The sequence below is a fragment of the Bacillus manliponensis genome (assembly GCF_000712595.1).
Lineage (GTDB): Bacteria > Bacillota > Bacilli > Bacillales > Bacillaceae_G > Bacillus_A > Bacillus_A manliponensis.
Map to the genome: position 1 here is coordinate 18,195 of NZ_JOTN01000025.1, position 18,857 is coordinate 37,051.

The 18,857-nt window shown below is 36.0% G+C and carries 16 protein-coding genes and 2 tRNA genes; all 18 read left to right on the forward strand.

Features of this window, described 5'->3' with window-relative positions; all coding sequences use genetic code 11:
- The first annotated feature begins 323 nt into the window (after nt 1-323).
- The 18 genes from glmU (at nt 324) to hpt (ending at nt 18,840) form a co-directional block, all read left to right on the forward strand.
- Nucleotides 324-1,703, forward strand: coding sequence for a bifunctional UDP-N-acetylglucosamine diphosphorylase/glucosamine-1-phosphate N-acetyltransferase GlmU (glmU, locus tag BAMA_RS20255; protein ID WP_034642899.1), 1,380 nt, complete (start codon nt 324-326; stop codon nt 1,701-1,703).
- A gap of 18 nt (nt 1,704-1,721) precedes the next feature.
- Complete coding sequence (locus tag BAMA_RS20260) at nt 1,722-2,675, forward strand: ribose-phosphate diphosphokinase (RefSeq protein WP_034642901.1); 954 nt, start codon at nt 1,722-1,724, stop codon at nt 2,673-2,675.
- A 164-nt stretch (nt 2,676-2,839) separates the two neighbouring features.
- The gene (gene pth / locus BAMA_RS20265) at nt 2,840-3,400 is read left to right on the forward strand and encodes an aminoacyl-tRNA hydrolase (protein WP_034642977.1); all 561 of its coding nucleotides are present in this window, start codon (nt 2,840-2,842) and stop codon (nt 3,398-3,400) included.
- A gap of 70 nt (nt 3,401-3,470) precedes the next feature.
- Complete coding sequence (locus BAMA_RS20270) at nt 3,471-3,695, forward strand: anti-sigma-F factor Fin (RefSeq protein WP_034642904.1); 225 nt, start codon at nt 3,471-3,473, stop codon at nt 3,693-3,695.
- A gap of 105 nt (nt 3,696-3,800) precedes the next feature.
- Nucleotides 3,801-7,331, forward strand: coding sequence for a transcription-repair coupling factor (gene mfd / locus BAMA_RS20275; protein ID WP_034642907.1), 3,531 nt, complete (start codon nt 3,801-3,803; stop codon nt 7,329-7,331).
- Between the two features lie 135 nt (nt 7,332-7,466).
- On the forward strand, nt 7,467-8,003 hold the full coding sequence (gene spoVT / locus BAMA_RS20280; RefSeq protein WP_034642909.1) for a stage V sporulation protein T: 537 nt from the start codon (nt 7,467-7,469) through the stop codon (nt 8,001-8,003).
- A gap of 252 nt (nt 8,004-8,255) precedes the next feature.
- Complete coding sequence (locus BAMA_RS20285; protein WP_034642911.1) at nt 8,256-9,857, forward strand: putative polysaccharide biosynthesis protein; 1,602 nt, start codon at nt 8,256-8,258, stop codon at nt 9,855-9,857.
- A 12-nt stretch (nt 9,858-9,869) separates the two neighbouring features.
- Entirely contained in the window at nt 9,870-11,333 is a 1,464-nt protein-coding gene (gene yabN / locus BAMA_RS20290; RefSeq protein ID WP_034642913.1) for a bifunctional methyltransferase/pyrophosphohydrolase YabN, read from the forward strand.
- Nucleotides 11,334-11,345: 12 nt separating this feature from the next.
- Nucleotides 11,346-11,621, forward strand: coding sequence for an RNA-binding S4 domain-containing protein (locus tag BAMA_RS20295; RefSeq protein ID WP_034642915.1), 276 nt, complete (start codon nt 11,346-11,348; stop codon nt 11,619-11,621).
- Between the two features lie 75 nt (nt 11,622-11,696).
- Complete coding sequence (gene yabP / locus BAMA_RS20300; RefSeq protein ID WP_200874705.1) at nt 11,697-11,987, forward strand: sporulation protein YabP; 291 nt, start codon at nt 11,697-11,699, stop codon at nt 11,985-11,987.
- A complete protein-coding gene (yabQ, locus tag BAMA_RS20305) occupies nt 11,984-12,637 on the forward strand; it encodes a spore cortex biosynthesis protein YabQ (protein WP_034642921.1) in 654 nt (217 codons plus the stop codon). Before yabP ends, yabQ begins: the two co-directional genes overlap by 4 nt.
- On the forward strand, nt 12,634-12,993 hold the full coding sequence (locus BAMA_RS20310) for a septum formation initiator family protein (RefSeq protein WP_034642923.1): 360 nt from the start codon (nt 12,634-12,636) through the stop codon (nt 12,991-12,993). The genes yabQ and BAMA_RS20310 overlap by 4 nt, the downstream gene beginning before the upstream one ends.
- Before the next feature lie 87 nt (nt 12,994-13,080).
- On the forward strand, nt 13,081-13,539 hold the full coding sequence (locus BAMA_RS20315; RefSeq protein WP_034642926.1) for a S1 domain-containing RNA-binding protein: 459 nt from the start codon (nt 13,081-13,083) through the stop codon (nt 13,537-13,539).
- 157 nt (nt 13,540-13,696) lie between these two features.
- A tRNA-Met gene (locus tag BAMA_RS20320) sits at nt 13,697-13,770 on the forward strand.
- 9 nt (nt 13,771-13,779) lie between these two features.
- Nucleotides 13,780-13,851, forward strand: a tRNA-Glu gene (locus BAMA_RS20325).
- A gap of 271 nt (nt 13,852-14,122) precedes the next feature.
- On the forward strand, nt 14,123-16,597 hold the full coding sequence (gene spoIIE / locus BAMA_RS20330) for a stage II sporulation protein E (protein ID WP_034642929.1): 2,475 nt from the start codon (nt 14,123-14,125) through the stop codon (nt 16,595-16,597).
- Nucleotides 16,598-16,870: 273 nt separating this feature from the next.
- A complete protein-coding gene (gene tilS / locus BAMA_RS20335; protein ID WP_034642932.1) occupies nt 16,871-18,301 on the forward strand; it encodes a tRNA lysidine(34) synthetase TilS in 1,431 nt (476 codons plus the stop codon).
- Nucleotides 18,298-18,840, forward strand: coding sequence for a hypoxanthine phosphoribosyltransferase (hpt, locus tag BAMA_RS20340; protein WP_034642935.1), 543 nt, complete (start codon nt 18,298-18,300; stop codon nt 18,838-18,840). The genes tilS and hpt overlap by 4 nt, the downstream gene beginning before the upstream one ends.
- Nucleotides 18,841-18,857: the final 17 nt, after the last annotated feature.

An 18,857-nucleotide genomic window follows, 5' to 3' on the forward strand; every position in this document is an offset into this window, starting at 1 on the left:
CTTTAGTAAAGAGAAAAATCAACTTGCGCTTTTTTTGTATTCTCTATCAGGTCTTTATCTGAAACGGGCAGTATGTACAAGCCCGACTGATGGACTAAGCAAACTTAAGGCTATCTGCCCCCGGAACTCTGAAAGAAAGATTTTTTGGTCGTTTCCAAAGGAAATTATATAGTATAGCTTATTTAATAAAAAAAGATAATAAATATCGAAACAACATATAAAAAACTATGGTAAAATTTAATAGTTATGCCTTGTTTCTTGAAATATATAATTATTTAGGATAATATCTTTAATGGATAAATAGGTTGCGATGGAGGGTCTATATGTCGAACAGATTTGCAGTGATTTTAGCTGCAGGAAAAGGTACACGTATGAAGTCCAAGCTTTACAAAGTACTTCATCCTGTATGCGGAAAGCCGATGGTGCAACATGTAGTCGACCAAGTTTCTGAACTTGGGCTTGGAAAACTAGTAACAGTTGTTGGGCATGGTGCCGAACAGGTACAAGAGAAATTAGGGAATGTAAGTGAATTTGCAGTACAAGCAGAGCAACTTGGAACAGCGCACGCTGTTATGCAAGCGGCGGACGTACTTGCTAATGAAGAAGGAACAACTTTAGTAATTTGTGGTGATACACCTCTTATTACAGCTGAGACGATGGAAGCATTGTTAAAGCATCATGAAGAAGTAGGGGCAAAAGCTACTGTGCTAACAGCATACATAGAAGAGCCTGCTGGATATGGTCGCATTGTACGCAATGAGAACGGTCATGTTGAAAAAATCGTTGAACATAAAGATGCAAGTGAGCAAGAGCGAAGCATTAAAGAAATTAATACAGGTACGTATTGTTTTGATAATAAAGCATTATTCGCTTCCCTTTCTAAAGTTTCAAATGAAAACGTGCAAGGTGAGTACTACCTTCCGGATGTCATTGAAATCTTAAAAAATGAAGGTCATATTGTATCAGCATATCAAACGGAGCATTTTGATGAAACATTAGGTGTGAATGACAGAGTCGCTCTATCGCAAGCGGAAGTTATTATGAAGAAACGTATTAATCATAAGCACATGGTAAATGGTGTTACAATTATTGATCCAAGTAACACATATATTTCTGCTGATGCAAAAATCGGTCATGATACAGTTCTATATCCAGGAACAGTAATAGAAGGTAACACTGTAATTGGTTCTGATTGTGAAATTGGACCTCACACAGTAGTACGTGATAGCGAAATTGGGGATAATACGACAATTCGTCAATCTACTGTCCATGATAGTAAGATTGGTCATGAAGTAGCAGTTGGACCATTTGCACATATTCGTCCAGATTCTGTTATTCATGATGAAGTACGTGTTGGAAACTTCGTTGAAATTAAGAAGACTGTTTTTGGTAAAGGAAGCAAAGCTTCTCACTTAAGTTATATTGGGGATGCTGAGGTAGGAGAAGGCGTGAATCTTGGCTGTGGTTCAATTACGGTGAACTATGATGGCAAGAATAAATTCAAAACTGTTATCGGAGATGGTGCGTTTGTTGGATGTAATTCAAATCTTGTCGCTCCTGTAACAGTTGGTGATGGTGCATATGTCGCTGCTGGTTCTACTATTACAGAAGATGTGCCAGCAAAAGCATTATCCATTGCACGCGCACGACAAACAAACAAAGAAGAATATGTAGATCAATTGCTGAACAAGAAAAATTCATAACGTGGAGGGTTAATCTAGATGTCGAATCAATATCTAAATTCTAATTTGAAAGTATTCTCTTTAAACTCTAACAAGGGGCTGGCTGAGCAAATCGCAAAGCATATCGGTGTTGAACTAGGAAAATGTTCTGTTGACCGTTTCAGTGATGGAGAAATTCAAATTAACATCGAAGAAAGTATTCGTGGTTGTGATGTATTTATCATTCAATCAACAAGTTTCCCTGTAAATGAACATATCATGGAACTTCTTATTATGATTGATGCGTTAAAACGTGCATCTGCGAAAACAATTAACATTGTTATTCCTTATTATGGTTATGCACGACAAGATCGTAAGGCACGTTCTCGTGAGCCAATTACAGCGAAATTATTCGCTAACTTGCTTGAAACAGCAGGTGCAACTCGTGTAATCACTTTAGACTTACACGCTCCACAAATTCAAGGATTCTTTGATATTCCAATTGATCATTTAATGGGTGTACCGATTCTTTCTAACTACTTTGAGGAAAAGGGATTAGAAGATATCGTAATCGTATCTCCTGACCACGGTGGTGTAACACGTGCACGTAAAATGGCGGATCGTCTAAAAGCGCCAATTGCAATTATTGATAAGCGTCGTCCACGTCCAAACGTAGCAGAGGTAATGAACATCGTCGGAAATATTGAAGGTAAAACAGCAATTTTAATTGATGACATCATTGATACAGCTGGTACAATTACATTAGCAGCAAACGCTCTTGTAGAGAATGGAGCTTCTGCGGTATATGCTTGCTGTACACACCCAGTTTTATCTGGTCCAGCAATTGAACGTATTCAAAATTCAAATATTAAAGAGTTAGTTGTAACAAACTCTATTGTATTACCAGAAGAGAAGAAAATTGATAAAGTACGTGAACTTTCTGTCGCTCCATTAATTGGAGAAGCAATCATTCGCGTTTATGAAGAAGAATCTGTAAGTGTACTATTCAATTAATTGGATAGAAAAGACGTAACCGAGTATGGTTACGTCTTTTCGTATCATAAAATAATTTACTTCTGTGAAAAATCATGATGACATGATGATTTCAAGGGAATGGTAAACTCCTATATAATTCGATATAGGTTTATTCCTCAAAAGAGAAGAAAGTGGTGGAAGAAATGAAATTAATTGTAGGACTTGGCAATCCGGGTAGAGAATATGAATTAACAAGACATAATATTGGCTTTATGGTAATCGATGAATTAGCAAAGCGATGGAATATTCCGTTGAATGAGCAGAAATTCAAAGGTATGTTTGGTTCGGGGTTTGTAAATGGAGAAAAGGTTGTATTACTAAAACCGCTTACATACATGAATTTATCTGGAGAAAGCATTCACCCGCTAATGGATTATTATAAGATTGATGTAGAAGACTTTGTTGTGCTCTATGATGATTTAGATATTCCTGTTGGAAAACTGCGTCTTCGTATGAAAGGGAGTGCGGGTGGACATAACGGTGTGAAGTCAACAATTGCTCACCTTGGGACGCAAGAGTTCCAGCGTATTCGTATGGGTATTGATCGTCCAAAAAACGGGATGAAGGTACCTGATTATGTATTAGGTCGTTTTACTGCAGAGGAAATACCAGAAGTAGAAAGAGCAATTCAAAAAAGTGCAGATGCATGTGAAGAGTGGTTAAAGAAGCCATTTTTACAGATTATGAACACTTTTAATAATTAATGTTGTAGAAGGGAATATTTTTTCATATTTATATCCATACTAATAGTAACTGTACTATTAGGAGGAAAGCATGAACGGACATTATTACTGCAGACATTGTAGCTGTAAATTAGGTTCTATTACAGCAGAAAGAGTATATGCTGTTGTATTAAGTCAATTGACAGAGCAAGAGCGTCAAGAGATGACGCACTTTGACGAGAATGGAAACATATATATAAGAACCATTTGTGAGTTATGTCAAGAAGCGCTTGCATCTTATCCTGAATACTATAAGTATGAAATGTTTCTGCAATAAAGTGTGTCGCTTTGGCTTGTCCAAAGCATTTTTCTGTTTTCTTTTTCCGAAATATTTGCATAAAATATGATAGCTTGCTCTTTTATGTTGAGAGGAGTTTTGAGGATGATAGGTTTACTAGAGCAATTTTATAAAAATAAAGAAATGGAATCGATTATAAATGGGTTTGAGGAAGGATTAAAAGAACAACTTGTATCGGGTATGGCGACGTCTTCCCGTTCTTTATTGATGGCTGCTTTATATAAAAAAACAAAGCAATCCCAGCTTGTTGTTACACATAATCTGTATCAAGCTCAAAAAATATATGAGGATTTAGTATCACTTATTGGTGAGAAAGATGTTTGGTTATATCCAGTAAATGAATTAATTGCTTCAGAGGTTGGAGTTGCAAGTCCAGAATTAAAAGCACAACGTATTGAAGTGTTAAACCGTTTAGCTGCTGGAGAAAATGGTATTATTATTGCCCCTATTGCGGGATTAAGACGTTTCTTACCTAAAAAAGAGATGTGGCAACAAAAACAAGTGGAATTATATATCGGGCAAGATATTGATCTAGAGAGCTTAATTCGTACATTGATGAATATGGGATATGAGCGTAAATCTATGGTTGAAGCTCCTGGAGACTTTAGTGTACGTGGTGGAATTTTGGATATATATCCATTAACGGAAGAATTACCAATTCGTGTGGAATTTTTTGATACAGAAGTAGACTCGATTCGTTCTTTTACTGTCGAAGAACAACGTTCACAAGAGAAAAAAGAGCGTATTGTATTTGGACCTGCAACAGAGTTTCTATTTTCAGATAAAGAATTAGAGGACGGAATAAAACAGTTAGAATCCGGTTTAACAAATACAATGAAGAAACTAACGGATGAAAAATTGAAAACGTTAGTATTAGAAAATATTAGTTACGAATTGGAACTTTTGAAAAGTGGGAAAGTTATTGAGCAAATGTTTAAATACTTATCCATTTTTTACAAAGAACCTGCTAGTCTCATAGATTATTTACCTGAAGATGGCATTGTAATCTTAGATGAAATTTCGCGTATACAAGAGACGGCGGACCATTTAGAAGGTGAAGAGGCGGAGTGGTATGTATCACTTCTTGGAGAAGGTTCTATCATTCAAGATTTGTCATTTTCCCATGGTTTTGCGCAGTTTTTACAAAAGAAGCAACGGAAATTCTTATATTTAACATTGTTCTTACGTCACATTGCGCACACACATCCGCAAAATATTGTGAATGTAACGTGTAAAACAATGCAAGATTTTCACGGACAAATTCATTTATTAAAGACAGAAGTAGAGAGATGGCAAAAAAGTGGTTTTGCAACTGTTGTATTAGGTACAAATGAAGAAAGGATTAAAAAGTTACAACATATTTTAAATGATTACGACATTGAGGCAGATATTATTGAAAGTGTTGATGTATTGCTTCCAGGTCGTGTTCAAGTTGCAATTGGGGATTTACATGCAGGATTTGAAATGCCGATGCAAAAGCTCGTTGTTATTACGGAAAAAGAGCTATTTAATAAAAAAGTGAAAAAATCGCAACGGAAACAAAAACTTTCAAATGCGGAGCGTATTAAAAGTTACTCTGAGCTAAAAGTAGGCGATTACGTTGTTCACGTAAATCACGGTATCGGTAAGTTTTTAGGTATTGAAACGTTAGAGATTAATGGTGTTCACAAAGATTACTTGCACATTAAATATCAAGGAAATGATAAGTTATATGTACCGATTGAACAAATCGATCAAGTGCAGAAGTATGTTGGTTCAGAAGGAAAAGACCCAAAAGTTTATAAACTTGGCGGAAGTGAATGGAAAAAGGTAAAAACAAAGGTTGAGAAATCTGTACAAGATATTGCAGATGATCTTATTAAGTTGTACGCAGAGCGTGAAGCGTCAAAAGGGTATGGGTTTACACCCGATACATCTGAACAACAGGATTTTGAGTCTTCTTTTCCATATCAAGAGACTGAGGATCAATTGCGCTCTATTACAGAGATTAAAAAGGACATGGAAAGAGAGCGTCCGATGGATCGTCTTCTTTGCGGTGATGTAGGATATGGTAAAACGGAGGTTGCCATTCGCGCGGCTTTTAAAGCGATTATGGATGAAAAACAGGTTGCAATTCTTGTGCCGACAACGATTTTAGCGCAGCAACATTATGAAACAATTAGAGAGCGTTTTCAAGATTATCCAATTAACATTGGTTTGTTAAGCCGTTTTAGAACGAGAAAACAACAAAATGAGACAATTAAAGGATTAAAAGATGGTACTGTTGATATTGTGATTGGAACACACCGTCTTTTATCAAAAGATGTAATATATAAAGATTTAGGTTTGCTTATTATTGATGAAGAACAACGTTTTGGTGTGACACATAAAGAAAAAATTAAACAATTGAAAGCAAACATTGATGTGCTGACGTTAACAGCGACGCCAATTCCACGTACGCTTCATATGTCCATGCTTGGTGTTCGTGATTTGTCTGTTATCGAAACGCCACCAGAAAATCGCTTTCCTGTTCAAACATATGTAGTCGAATACAATCCTGCATTAATTCGTGAGGCGATTGAACGAGAGTTAGCAAGAGGTGGGCAAATATACTTCTTATACAACAGAGTGGAAGATATTGAAAGAAAAGCAGAAGAAATTTCGATGCTGGTACCAGATGCAAGAGTAACGTATGCACATGGGAAAATGAATGAAAGTGAATTAGAATCTGTTATGCTTTCATTTTTAGAAGGACAGCAAGATGTACTTGTAAGCACAACTATTATTGAGACAGGTGTGGACATTCCAAATGTAAATACACTTATTGTCTTTGATGCGGATCGCATGGGATTATCTCAACTTTATCAGTTACGTGGCCGTGTTGGGCGTTCAAATCGCGTTGCTTATGCGTATTTTACATATAAGCGCGATAAAGTTCTTTCAGAAGTTGCTGAAAAGCGTCTGCAGGCGATTAAAGAGTTTACAGAACTCGGATCTGGATTCAAAATTGCGATGCGTGACTTGTCCATTCGTGGTGCTGGTAATCTATTAGGTGCAGAGCAACATGGGTTTATTGATTCTGTTGGATTTGACTTATATTCTCAAATGTTAAAAGAAGCAATTGAGCAGCGAAAAGGTACAACTGGTGAAGAACCAGCAATTGATGTGGAAATCGATTTAGAAGTAGATGCATACTTACCGGATGTCTATATTTCTGATAGTAAGCAAAAGATTATGATGTATAAACAATTTAGAGGTGTATCCTCAATTGAAGATATTGAGGAACTGCAAGAAGAGATGATTGATCGTTTTGGAGATTACCCGCAAGAAGTAGGTTATTTACTGCAAATTGCAAATATTAAAGTATTAGCGATACAAGAGAAAATTGAACTGATTAAACAAGTGAAACAAGAAGTTACATTCTTATTCTCTGAACAAGCAAGTCAAAATATTGATGGTGGTAAACTATTTATGCTTGGGAATCAATTTGGTCGTATGATGGGCCTTGGCATGGAAGGATCGCGTCTAAAGATTGTGATGAATATTAAAGGAATAGAACCAGCGAAGTGGTTAACTACTGCAGAAAACTTATTAAAAGGGCTATATGATGTAAAAAAGGAAGTAATAAATGCCTAAATGAGATAAAAAATACAATTCGGCGTGTATAGAAGAACTGCTGTGTAAAAATACTATGTGTAACAGTTGGTGATTTTTACATAGATAGGGAAAATCACCACTTTCATCATCAGTAGAAAGTGAGGCAGCATTAGAATGAAAGCAACTGGAATTGTACGTCGCATTGATGATTTAGGTAGGGTTGTTATACCGAAGGAAATTCGTAGAACTCTTCGTATTCGAGAAGGAGATCCATTAGAGATCTTTGTTGATCGAGACGGGGAAGTTATTTTGAAAAAATATTCTCCTATTAGTGAATTAAGCGATTTTGCAAAAGAGTATGCCGATGCTTTATACGATAGTTTAGGGCATAATGTACTTGTTTGCGATCGTGATTCCATCATCGCTTTAGCGGGTGTCTCTAAAAAAGAGTACTTAAATAAGAGCGTTGGTGACGTCGTTGAAAAAATAATGGAAGAGCGTAAATCTGTTGTTATGACAGATGAAAGTGAAATCTCCATTATTGATGGTGTAGAAGAAAAGGTGATGTCTTATACAATTGGTCCGATTGTTGCAAATGGCGATCCAATTGGAGCTGTAATCATCTTTTCTAAAGAAAATATTATTGGTGATGTCGAACATAAAGCTGTCGATACAGCTGCAAGCTTTTTAGCGAAGCAGATGGAACAATAATAGGTGGATTGCAATCACATGGTTTGAAAATTAGTCACATATTTTTATGCACTTTATAGATGTTTTGCAATCAATATAGGGAATATGTGAGCTCTTATTACCATTTTTTATTCTCGAAAGAACGTTTGTATAATATAAAGAGGCTATCAGAAAGGAGTTACTTTTCGGGCAGCCTCTTTTTATATGGAAAAGAGGCTTTTTTCTGTATGATATAATACGTAAGATGAGTGTAAGTAAAAGGAGCTTTTTCGTATGAAATTGAAGAAATATAATGCTTTTGTAAGTGGAGCTATCATATTAACAATTGCTACTTTTATTACAAAAGTTTTGAGTGCTTTTTATCGCATTCCTTATCAAAATATAGCGGGGGACATAGGGTTTTATATTTATCAACAAATTTATCCGATTTATGGATTTTGTTTGATTTTAGCTACATATGGATTCCCGATTATTGTTTCTAGGATGGTTGCACAGCGTGTAGAAAAGGGGGAAAAAGAAGAGGCAGAAGCGGTTATTAGTATTTCGTTTTGGTTTTTGCTCGTAGTTGGAACGCTTGGCTTTATTACGTTGTTTTTTGGAGCACGTTCGATTGCAGAGATGATGGGTGATCATGAATTATATAAGCTTATTCGCGTTATTTCTGTATCGTTTTTATTAATGCCATTTCTTTCTGTTACACGTGGTTATTTCCAAGGATTCGGGAATATGATGCCGACTGCAGTCTCACAAGTCATGGAACAAATCGTTCGTGTGTCCATTATTGTATTGTTATCATTATTCCTTGTCGCAGAAGGGTTTGACCTATACACAGTCGGAGCTGGAGCGATGTTAGGCTCTGTTGTGGGGAGTCTTATTGGTATACTCGTATTACTCTTTTATTTACGGAATGATTTTCAAACGATCTTTTTACGAGGATGGAGTGCCATTTCAAATAAAAGGACAATTATTCGGACGTTATTTTGGCAAGGGATTGCAATTTGTATTAGTAATTTAGTATTAATTTTTATACAAATGGCTGATGCTGTTTCATTATATAGTTTACTGATACAGGGCGGAGAACATCCTGAATTTGCGAAAACTTTAAAAGGTGTATATGACCGGAGTATTCCGCTAATGCAGCTCGGGACGGTTATTACCACCTCTTTTTCTTTGTCACTTATACCAGTGATTACAGCAGCGAAAGAAAGAGGAGATTATCAGTTCATTCGAGAAAAAGTACAGCTAGCGATGAAAATCACGTTTGCAATTGGACTGGCAGCTTCATTAGGGTTGGCTAGCATTATTAGTCCGACAAATATTATGTTATTTAAAAACAATGACGGATCGGATGTATTGGCAATTTTAGCAATTTCTATTTTATTCAGTTCCATATCGATTACGACGGCATCAATTTTGCAAGGTTTAGGAGAAAGTGCAAAGCCAGCCTTTTTTGTAATACTGGGGGGATTGGTGAAGTTATTATTAAACTACATGTTAATGCCGCAGTTTGGAATAAAAGGAGCTGCATTTGCGACGGTGATTGCATTATTATGTATTGCGATTTGTAACAGTGCATGGCTCATTCATGTTTTGCATGAACCGTTAATTGAGAAGCGTGCGATGCTTGGAGTTGTTATTGGAGGGGTAGGTATGGTAGCTGTACTTACGGGGCTCCTTCATATATGCGGTGAATTTGGTATGAAAATAAATGAGGAGCATAGAGGAAGGGCAACACTAGAAGCTTTAATGGGTGTTATGATTGGAGGAGCACTATACATATTCCTTATTATGAAATTACATGTATTTACGAAGTTAGAATTTGAAGCTGTTATGAAAAAAGAACAAACAAAAGTTTCTCGAAAGAAGATTGGATAGAGGTGATGAATTGTGAAAAAAACAATTACAATTCTAGGATTAGGAGCCGGAGAATTAGAGCAACTCACGATGGGTGTATACCGAAAGATTAAAGAAGCAGATCATATGTATGTTAGGACAAAGGAGCACCCTGTGTTACGTGAATTAGAGCAAGAGGGTATTCGTTATACAGCTTTCGATCATATATATGAGGCATTTGACACATTTGAAGAAGTATATGAAACGATTGCAAATACATTAATAGAAAAAGCGAAAGAATCGGATATTCTTTACGCGGTACCGGGTCATCCCCTTGTAGCTGAGCGAACTGTGCAGCTTTTATTGTATAAAGGTGCACAAAATGACATTGAAGTTCGCATTGAAGGTGGACAAAGCTTCTTGGATCCAATGTTTTCAAGTTTGAAAATTGATCCAATCGAAGGTTTTCAGTTAATTGATGCAACTTCATTCGAACGTGGTCAATTAGAATTACGTCAACATGTAATCTTCTGTCAGGTGTATGATTCATTTATCGCTTCAGAAGTGAAATTAACGTTAATGGAAATGCTTCCTGATGAATATGAAGTATATATCGTAACTGCTGCTGGAACATCATTTGAAGAGGTAAAAAGAGTGCCGCTTTATTTATTGGACCACGAGGCGGAATTAAATAATTTAACGAGTGTATACGTACCACCTGTTACAGAACAAGAAACGTTATATCAACAATTTGATGTACTTCGCAACATTATTGCAGAACTTCGTGGGCCAAATGGGTGTCCTTGGGATAAAAAGCAAACGCATCAATCTTTAAAGAAATATTTAATTGAAGAGGCATACGAAGTGTTAGAGGCAATTGACGAAGAGGGTGATGATCATCTTATTGAAGAGCTTGGTGATGTGTTACTACAAGTAATGCTTCACGCTCAAATTGGAGAAGATGAAGGTTGGTTCTCAATTGATGATATTATCCGTACTTTGTCAGAGAAAATGGTTCGCCGTCATCCACATGTATTTGGAGAAGGAACTGCAAATAATGCAGAAGAAGTAGTGATGAATTGGGAAGAGATAAAAAAACAAGAAAAAGATAATGTGAAAGAATCACATTTGTCAGGAATTCCAAAAAGTTATCCGCAACTTATGAGGGCGTATGAAATTCAAAGAAAAGCCGGGAAAGTTGGATTTGATTGGAATGATGTTGCGCCGATGATGGAAAAAGTAAATGAAGAGTGGACAGAGTTTCAAAATGAAGTAACAGCGATGGATAATCATAAGATGTTAGTTGAATTTGGAGATTTATTATTCGCATTTGTGAATATTGCTCGTTACTATAAAATAAACCCAGAAGAAGCACTACATGCAACAAACGAAAAGTTTATGAATCGCTTTTTATACATGGAAGCAAAAGTTGCTGAATTAGGGAAAGAAATGAATGAACTAACATTAGAGCAATTAGATGTTTTATGGGAAGAGGCAAAGAAAGTAGAGAGAGAATAAGGGGGATTTTACATGCGTCTAGATAAATTTTTAAAAGTGTCTCGTTTAATTAAAAGAAGAACATTAGCAAAAGAAGTAGCTGATCAAGGGAGAATTGAAGTTAACGGTCAAGCAGCAAAAGCGAGTTCAACTGTAAAAGTAGGCGATGAACTAACAATTCGCTTTGGTCAAAAAATTGTAACTGTAAGTATTAATGAATTAAAAGAAACGACGAGAAAAGAAGATGCTGGAAATATGTATACTGTTGTTCGCGAAGAAAAGGTGAAAGCAGAAGAAGGCTTGTTCTAAACTATTTTTCCCGTTCATACATTGTACTAGATAGGACAATGCTATGGAGGGATGGACGTGAATAATAGCTATGTAATGTTGACTTCTAATAATCAAAACGCTTCAGTCGATCATGACATAACGATGCGAGGGCGACGTGTTCTTGATATTACAGGAGTAAAGCAAGTAGAAAGTTTTGATAGTGAAGAGTTTTTATTAGAAACTGTAATGGGCTTTTTAACGATTCGCGGTGAAAATTTACAAATGAAAAACCTTGATGTGGAAAAAGGGATTGTATCTATTAAAGGTAAGATACATGCAATGGATTATATTGACGAGCATCAAGGGGAGAAGGCTAAAGGATTCTTTAGCAAGTTGTTTAAATGAGTTTAACGCTGCAGCTGTATACAATGCTTGCGATGATTGGAATGGGGGCTTGGCTTGGAGCTGCTTTAGATACATACCATCGCTTTTTGAAGCGAGCTGAGAGAAAGCGATGGCTTGTATTTATTCATGATATTTTATTTTGGGTGGTCCAAGCTTTGCTTGTGTTTTATGTGTTATTACGTGTAAATGAAGCTGAGTTACGTATATATGTATTTTTGGCGCTTCTTTGCGGATTCGCGGCATATCAAAGTTTGTTGAAAGTTCTGTACAAGCGGATATTAGAGTTTATCATTTATATTTGTGTACAAACGATTCAGTTTTTTGTTCGTTTATTTCAGTTGCTTATTGTGAAGCCGATTATACTCATTATACAAATGGTTATTGCTTTTATTTTTCTCATATTTCGTATGCTGTTATCGATCGGAAAGGGATTATGGAACGTTTTCTTTGCCATATTACTTTTTGTAGGGAAACTTTTTTTCGTGCCGGTACGATTTCTTTCTTTGCTTATATGGAAACTTCTCCCTAAGCGTGTTAAAATTTTTATAATAAGGTATGCAGGTTTTTTCGCGCATATAAAGAAATTGAAAAAGTATATGTTTTCAATTTGGGAACGTATAAAAAAGAAGTTAGGGGGACCTCGGAAATGAGGGAACTAAAGCAAAGAATGAGAGTGGAACAGAGTCCAAATTCTGTTAAAGAGCATATAATACAACCGAGTGAGAACAAAAAGCGTCTGTATCGCCGATTAGCAGTTTTTTTTGTGTTTGCTTTTGCAATTATTATAAGCATCGGTGTAACATTTTACCAACAGCATAGCTCGATCAATGCCAAAGAGAAGCAAGTGCAAGAGTTAAGCGAAGAGTTAAAAACGTTAAATTCTCAGGACAAAAAGCTTAAAGAAGAAGTGAAAAAATTAAATGATGAAGAGCATGTTTTACAGATTGCTAGAAGAGATTATTTCTTCTCTGGAGAAGGAGAGGTAATTTTTCCCATTTCTAAGTAGTGTATGTGTTATTGACACTATATTTTAGGATTATATATAATGAAATAAAATTTGACTTTTTAACCACTAAGGAGGAGCATTTTTTTTATGTCAATCGAGGTAGGCAGCAAGTTACAGGGTAAAGTAACAGGTATTACAAATTTTGGGGCTTTTGTTGAGCTGCCAGAAGGATTAACTGGTCTTGTTCATATTAGTGAAGTTGCTGATAATTATGTAAAAGATATCAATGATCACTTAAAAGTAGGAGATCAAGTAGAAGTAAAAGTTATTAATGTTGAGAAAGATGGCAAAATCGGTCTATCTATTAAAAAAGCAAAAGAACGCCCGAAGGCAGAGGGAGAGCAACAACAACAACAACGCTCTGGACGCCCTCAGCGCAATCGTTCTTTTAACAGAGATAATCGTGACCGCGATAGTTTCCGCCAACCGAAGGAAAACTTTGAGCAAAAGATGGCGCGTTTCTTGAAAGACAGTGAAGATCGTCTAGCTTCTTTAAAGCGTAACACAGAGTCAAAACGTGGTGGCCGTGGCGCACGTCGCGGATAACTTGCTGTTTAATTTCTTAAATATAAAAAGCACTCAGAGTGAATACTCAGAGTGCTTTTTTATGGGAATAACTATTTTTAAAAAAACTTTTCAAATTGTGTTGACTTTGAATTGATATTAGAGTAATATACTAATTGTCCGTTAGATAAAACGACATGGCGGTGTAGCTCAGCTGGCTAGAGCGTACGGTTCATACCCGTGAGGTCGGGGGTTCGATTCCCTCCGCCGCTATAATTTAATGGCCCATTGGTCAAGTGGTTAAGACACCGCCCTTTCACGGCGGTAACACGGGTTCGAATCCCGTATGGGTCATCTTTATAAAAAAGGTCATGCGATTATCGCATGACCTTTTTTGTTATGTTAAAGTTTTATAAATGAATTCGATGCTTCTACAAAAATAACGATTATTTTCTCCTTTGCGCCCCTCTTTTTCCTGTTTGAACATTTAACTCTGTATATATATAGGGTTATTTCGTATAAAAAGTCGAACAATTATTCTATTGGAAACAGTTATTTTGACAAAATTTCCTATTGCCATCTTTTATAATTAAAAGTAATAAAATATGCAGGTGGTGTTGAAAATATGCCAAGAGCAGGAAGGAATACAATGAATACAAATTCTAGTACGCTTGTTATAGGTCATAGACAATTAGGTGATGCGAAGTGGACAAGCAAGTTGAAAATGAAATTAGGAACAATTTTCTTTCGTTGGGGATTTGTTATTGCGTTAGTTGGTTTTCTTTTAGGAAGAGCATATATTTTAACTGATATTTTACCATTTGCTTTACCATTTTTTGCAGCTGTATATGTGATGAAGCGTGACAAAATGGCATTGGCTTTTTTAGCTCTTATGGCAGGTGCATTTACTGTTTCGTTAGATAATTTACTTTTTGGTTTCGCATCTATCTTTACATTTTTTGTATACAATATCTTTTTTAGGCGTTTTACACGTGAAACAATTGGACTCGTACCGTTTCAAGTCTTTCTTTCCTCACTGACCTCCCATCTAGCTGTCGTATATATGGCTCAACAAACAATTGGAATGTACGATATGTTTGTAAGTACAATTGAAGCAGGTCTTAGTTTTGTGCTTACAATGATTTTTTTACAGAGTATCCCTCTTTTAACAGAAAGAAAAGGAAAACAACAAGCATTAGAAACAGAGGAAATCGTTTGTTTAATTATTTTGCTAGCTTCTGTATTAACAGGAACGACAGATTGGTTCGTATATGATGTATCTGTTCAACATGTCTTTACAAGATATTTAGTATTACTGTTTGCTTTTGTGGCAGGTGCAGCTACTGGATCAACCGTTGGTGTTGTTACGGGTTTAATTTTGAGCTTGGCAAACGTAGCGAGTTTATCACAGCTTAGTTTATTAGCTTTTTCTGGACTTCTTGGAGGTTTATTAAAAGAAGGGAAACGAATAGGTGTTAGTTTAGGATTATTGATTGGGACAAGCTTGATTACACTATATGTTGATAAGCAAGCAAATCTCGTTACAACGTTAATAGAATCAGGAGCAGCAATTGTGATTTTCTTATTAACACCAAAAGTGTTAATTGATCGGTTAGCAAAATTCATGCCTGGTACACAAGAGCATTCTAATGATCAACAGCAATATTTAAGAAGAATGCGTGATGTAACAGCAAATAAAATTAATCAATTTGCAACAGTATTTGAAGCGTTATCAAAAAGTTTTTCTACTTATGGATATATAGAAAATGAAAATGAAGAAGAAGAGGCGGATTTATTCTTAAGCACAATTACAGCTAAAACGTGTCAAACTTGCTTTAAAAAGGATCAATGCTGGGTTGTGAATTTTGATAAAACGTATGATTATATGAGAGAAATTATGAATGAAGTAGAAGCTGGCACGTTGGCACAGAATCGTAAATTGACGCGAGATTTCGGAAAGTACTGCGTTCGTGGGGAGAAAGTGACAGATTTAGTCGAAGGTGAGCTTGGTCATTTTTATGAGGCACAAAAAATAAGGAGACAAATGCGAGATAATCGTAAAATTGTTGCAGAACAGCTAAAAGGTGTTTCAAAAGTTATGGAAGATTTTGCGAAAGAAATTCAGCGTGAAAGAGAAAATCATCAAGTGCAGGAAGAGAAAATTTTAAAGTCTTTCCATGATTTTGGTATAGAACTTGATGATGTTGAAATTCATTGTTTAGATAGAGGAAATATAGATATCGAGCTTATACTCCCAGTTTCTTGTAATCAACATGGAGAAGGAGATAAGCTTCTTGCCCCGATGCTTTCTGACATTTTACAAGAAACAATTGTTGTTAAGCATGAGGAGAAATCTGCGTATCCAAATGGATACAGTACGATTTCATTTGGCTCTACGAAGGCGTTTTCGCTGGATACAGGTCTTGCGCACGCAGCAAAAGGTGGCGGGTTTGTTTGTGGTGATTCCCACTCCTTGATGGAATTAAGTGTTGGAAAACATGCGCTTGCAATTAGTGATGGCATGGGTAATGGTGGACGAGCTCATATTGAAAGTAAGGAGACAGTGAAGTTATTACAAAAAATATTACAATCAGGAATTGATGAAGAAATTGCAATAAAGTCTATTAACTCGATTTTATCACTAAGAACGACGGAAGAAATGTTCACAACGCTAGATTTAGCGATGGTAGATTTACGCGATGCGAGTGCGAAATTCTTAAAAATCGGCGCGATACCAAGTTTTGTAAAGCGTGGAAATAATGTTATCAAAATAGAAGCAAGTAATTTACCTATGGGTATTATTGAAGATTTTGATGTAGATGTGGTTGGAGAACAGCTAAAAGAAGGCGATATTTTAATTATGATGAGCGATGGGATTTTTGAAGGACCGCGCCATGTAGAAAATCATGAATTGTGGATGAAACGTAAAATTAAGGAACTAGAAACAGAAGATCCACAAGAGATTGCTGATATTATTATGGAGGATGTTATTCGTTCAAGTGATAATTATATTAATGATGATATGACAATCGTTGTGGCAAAAGTGAGAAAGAATATGCCAAAGTGGGCAACAATTCCGATTGTTAGTAAACAGGCGTAATAAGGTCAACCTAGCGAGGAGAGGGGATTTTTATCTCCTACTAATTGTCAGCTAGTTAATGCGGGATAAAAAGGTCTGAGAGTATATCTCGGATCTTTTTTAGTTGAAATCTTTTACAGATAAAATGACTTCACTGATTGTATGAAGAATATCGAAAGTAAGATGAAATGAGAGATGTTATATATCTTATTTTGCACAAAGATTATAAAAGTTGTACCATTGTATATAAGGTATGCTATCGTTTTTGTTTAATAATGAAAGGTGATTGCAACATTGAAAGATGAATTTGTTGGAAAAGTAGATGGTTTTGTAAAGAGATATGACTTACTAGAAGCGCATTCGACGGTTGTTGTAGGCGTTTCAGGTGGTCCTGATTCTATAGCATTGTTATTTTATTTGTTAGAAAAACAAAAGGAGAAACAGTTGCAAATTGTAGTGGGGCACATGGATCACATGTTTAGAGGGAAAGAGTCTGAACAAGACTTACAATTTGTGAAGAATTTGTGTGAGCAAATAGGAGTTATTTGTGAAGTAACTCAAACAAATGTAGAGCAGTACCAACAAGAAAGAAGGTTGGGTGCTCAAATTGCGGCTAGGGAATGTCGGTACGCATTTTTGGAAAGAATAATGAAGAAGTACAATGCGAAGTATTTAGCTCTTGGACATCATGGGGATGATCAAGTAGAGACGATTTTAATGCGTCTTGTAAGAGGGAGTACGCCAAAAGGTTACGCGGGGATTCAAGCGAAGCGTTCTTTTGGAGAAGGTTACGTAATTCGTCCTTTATTAGCCGTAACAAAAGAGGAAATTCTTTCTTATTGTCAAAGGAATGAGATTACGTTTCGCATTGACCCAAGCAATGAAAAAGAAACATATATGAGAAATCGAATCCGCAAGCATGTCCTCCCTCATTTGAAAATGGAAAATAGAAATGTTCATGAGCGTTTTCAACTTTTTAGCACATTTATGCAAGAGGATGAAGCGTATTTGCAGGAATTAGCATCTGAAAAGATGAATAAAGTAGTTACAAAAAAGACAAAAGAAGAGGTCATCTTATCAATTCCTGCATTTGAATCTATGCCTATGGCTTTACAAAGAAGAGGGATTCAACTAATATTAAACTATCTTTATGAATATAAGATTCCGTCTTCGCTTTCTTCTATACATATTGACAATATTATCGTGTTTTTAAAGCGGACACATCCTTCTGGTTCGCTCGATTTCCCTAATGGATTAGAAATTGTTCGTACATATGAAGAGTGTAGTTTTCGATTTAAAAAAGAATCCGTTTGCTCATTCTCTTATGATTTACAAGTACCTGGAAAAGTTGTGCTTAAAAATGGCGATGAGTTGGTAGTGAAAGTGAGTAACGAGTTTCCGCAACAAGTGAATGAAACGATGTTTGTTGCGAAGTATAATGAAATGTCGTATCCACTTTCTGTTCGAACGAGGGACAATGGCGATCGAATGTCGATACAAGGTATGGATGGTACAAAAAAGATAAAGGCTATTTTTATCGAAGCAAAAGTACCAAGAGAAAAAAGAGAAGAATGGCCGATCGTTTGTGACGCCAGCGGGCATATCATATGGATTCCATCTTTAAAAAGGTCCGCATTTGCTATTTCGAAAGGAACAGCGAATAAGGATACATATATTATTATTCACTATAATAGCAAGGAGTCTTCCAGGAGGATAATGAAATGATGAATCAAGATATTGAAAAGGTATTAATTTCCGAAGAGCAAATACAGGAAAAAGTACGTGAGTTAGGTGCAATTATTGCAGAAGATTATAAACATACTGTGCCGCTTACAATTGGTGTACTAAAAGGCGCTATGCCGTTTATGGCTGATTTATTAAAGCGCACAGATGCATACTTAGAAATGGACTTCATGGCTGTTTCTAGTTATGGTCACTCTACAGTTTCAACAGGTGAAGTGAAAATCCTAAAAGATTTAGATACATCTGTTGAAGGTCGCGATATTTTAATCGTTGAGGATATCATTGATAGTGGTCTAACATTAAGTTACTTAGTTGACTTATTTAAATACCGCAAAGCAAAATCTGTAAAGATCGTTACATTACTTGATAAGCCAACTGGCCGTAAAGTTGATCTGAAAGCAGATTATGTTGGATTTACTGTTCCTCATGAGTTTGTTGTTGGGTACGGTTTAGATTATAAAGAGCAATACCGTAACCTTCCTTATGTGGGAGTATTAAAACCAAGCGTGTACTCAAATTAATTATATACAGCTTTTAC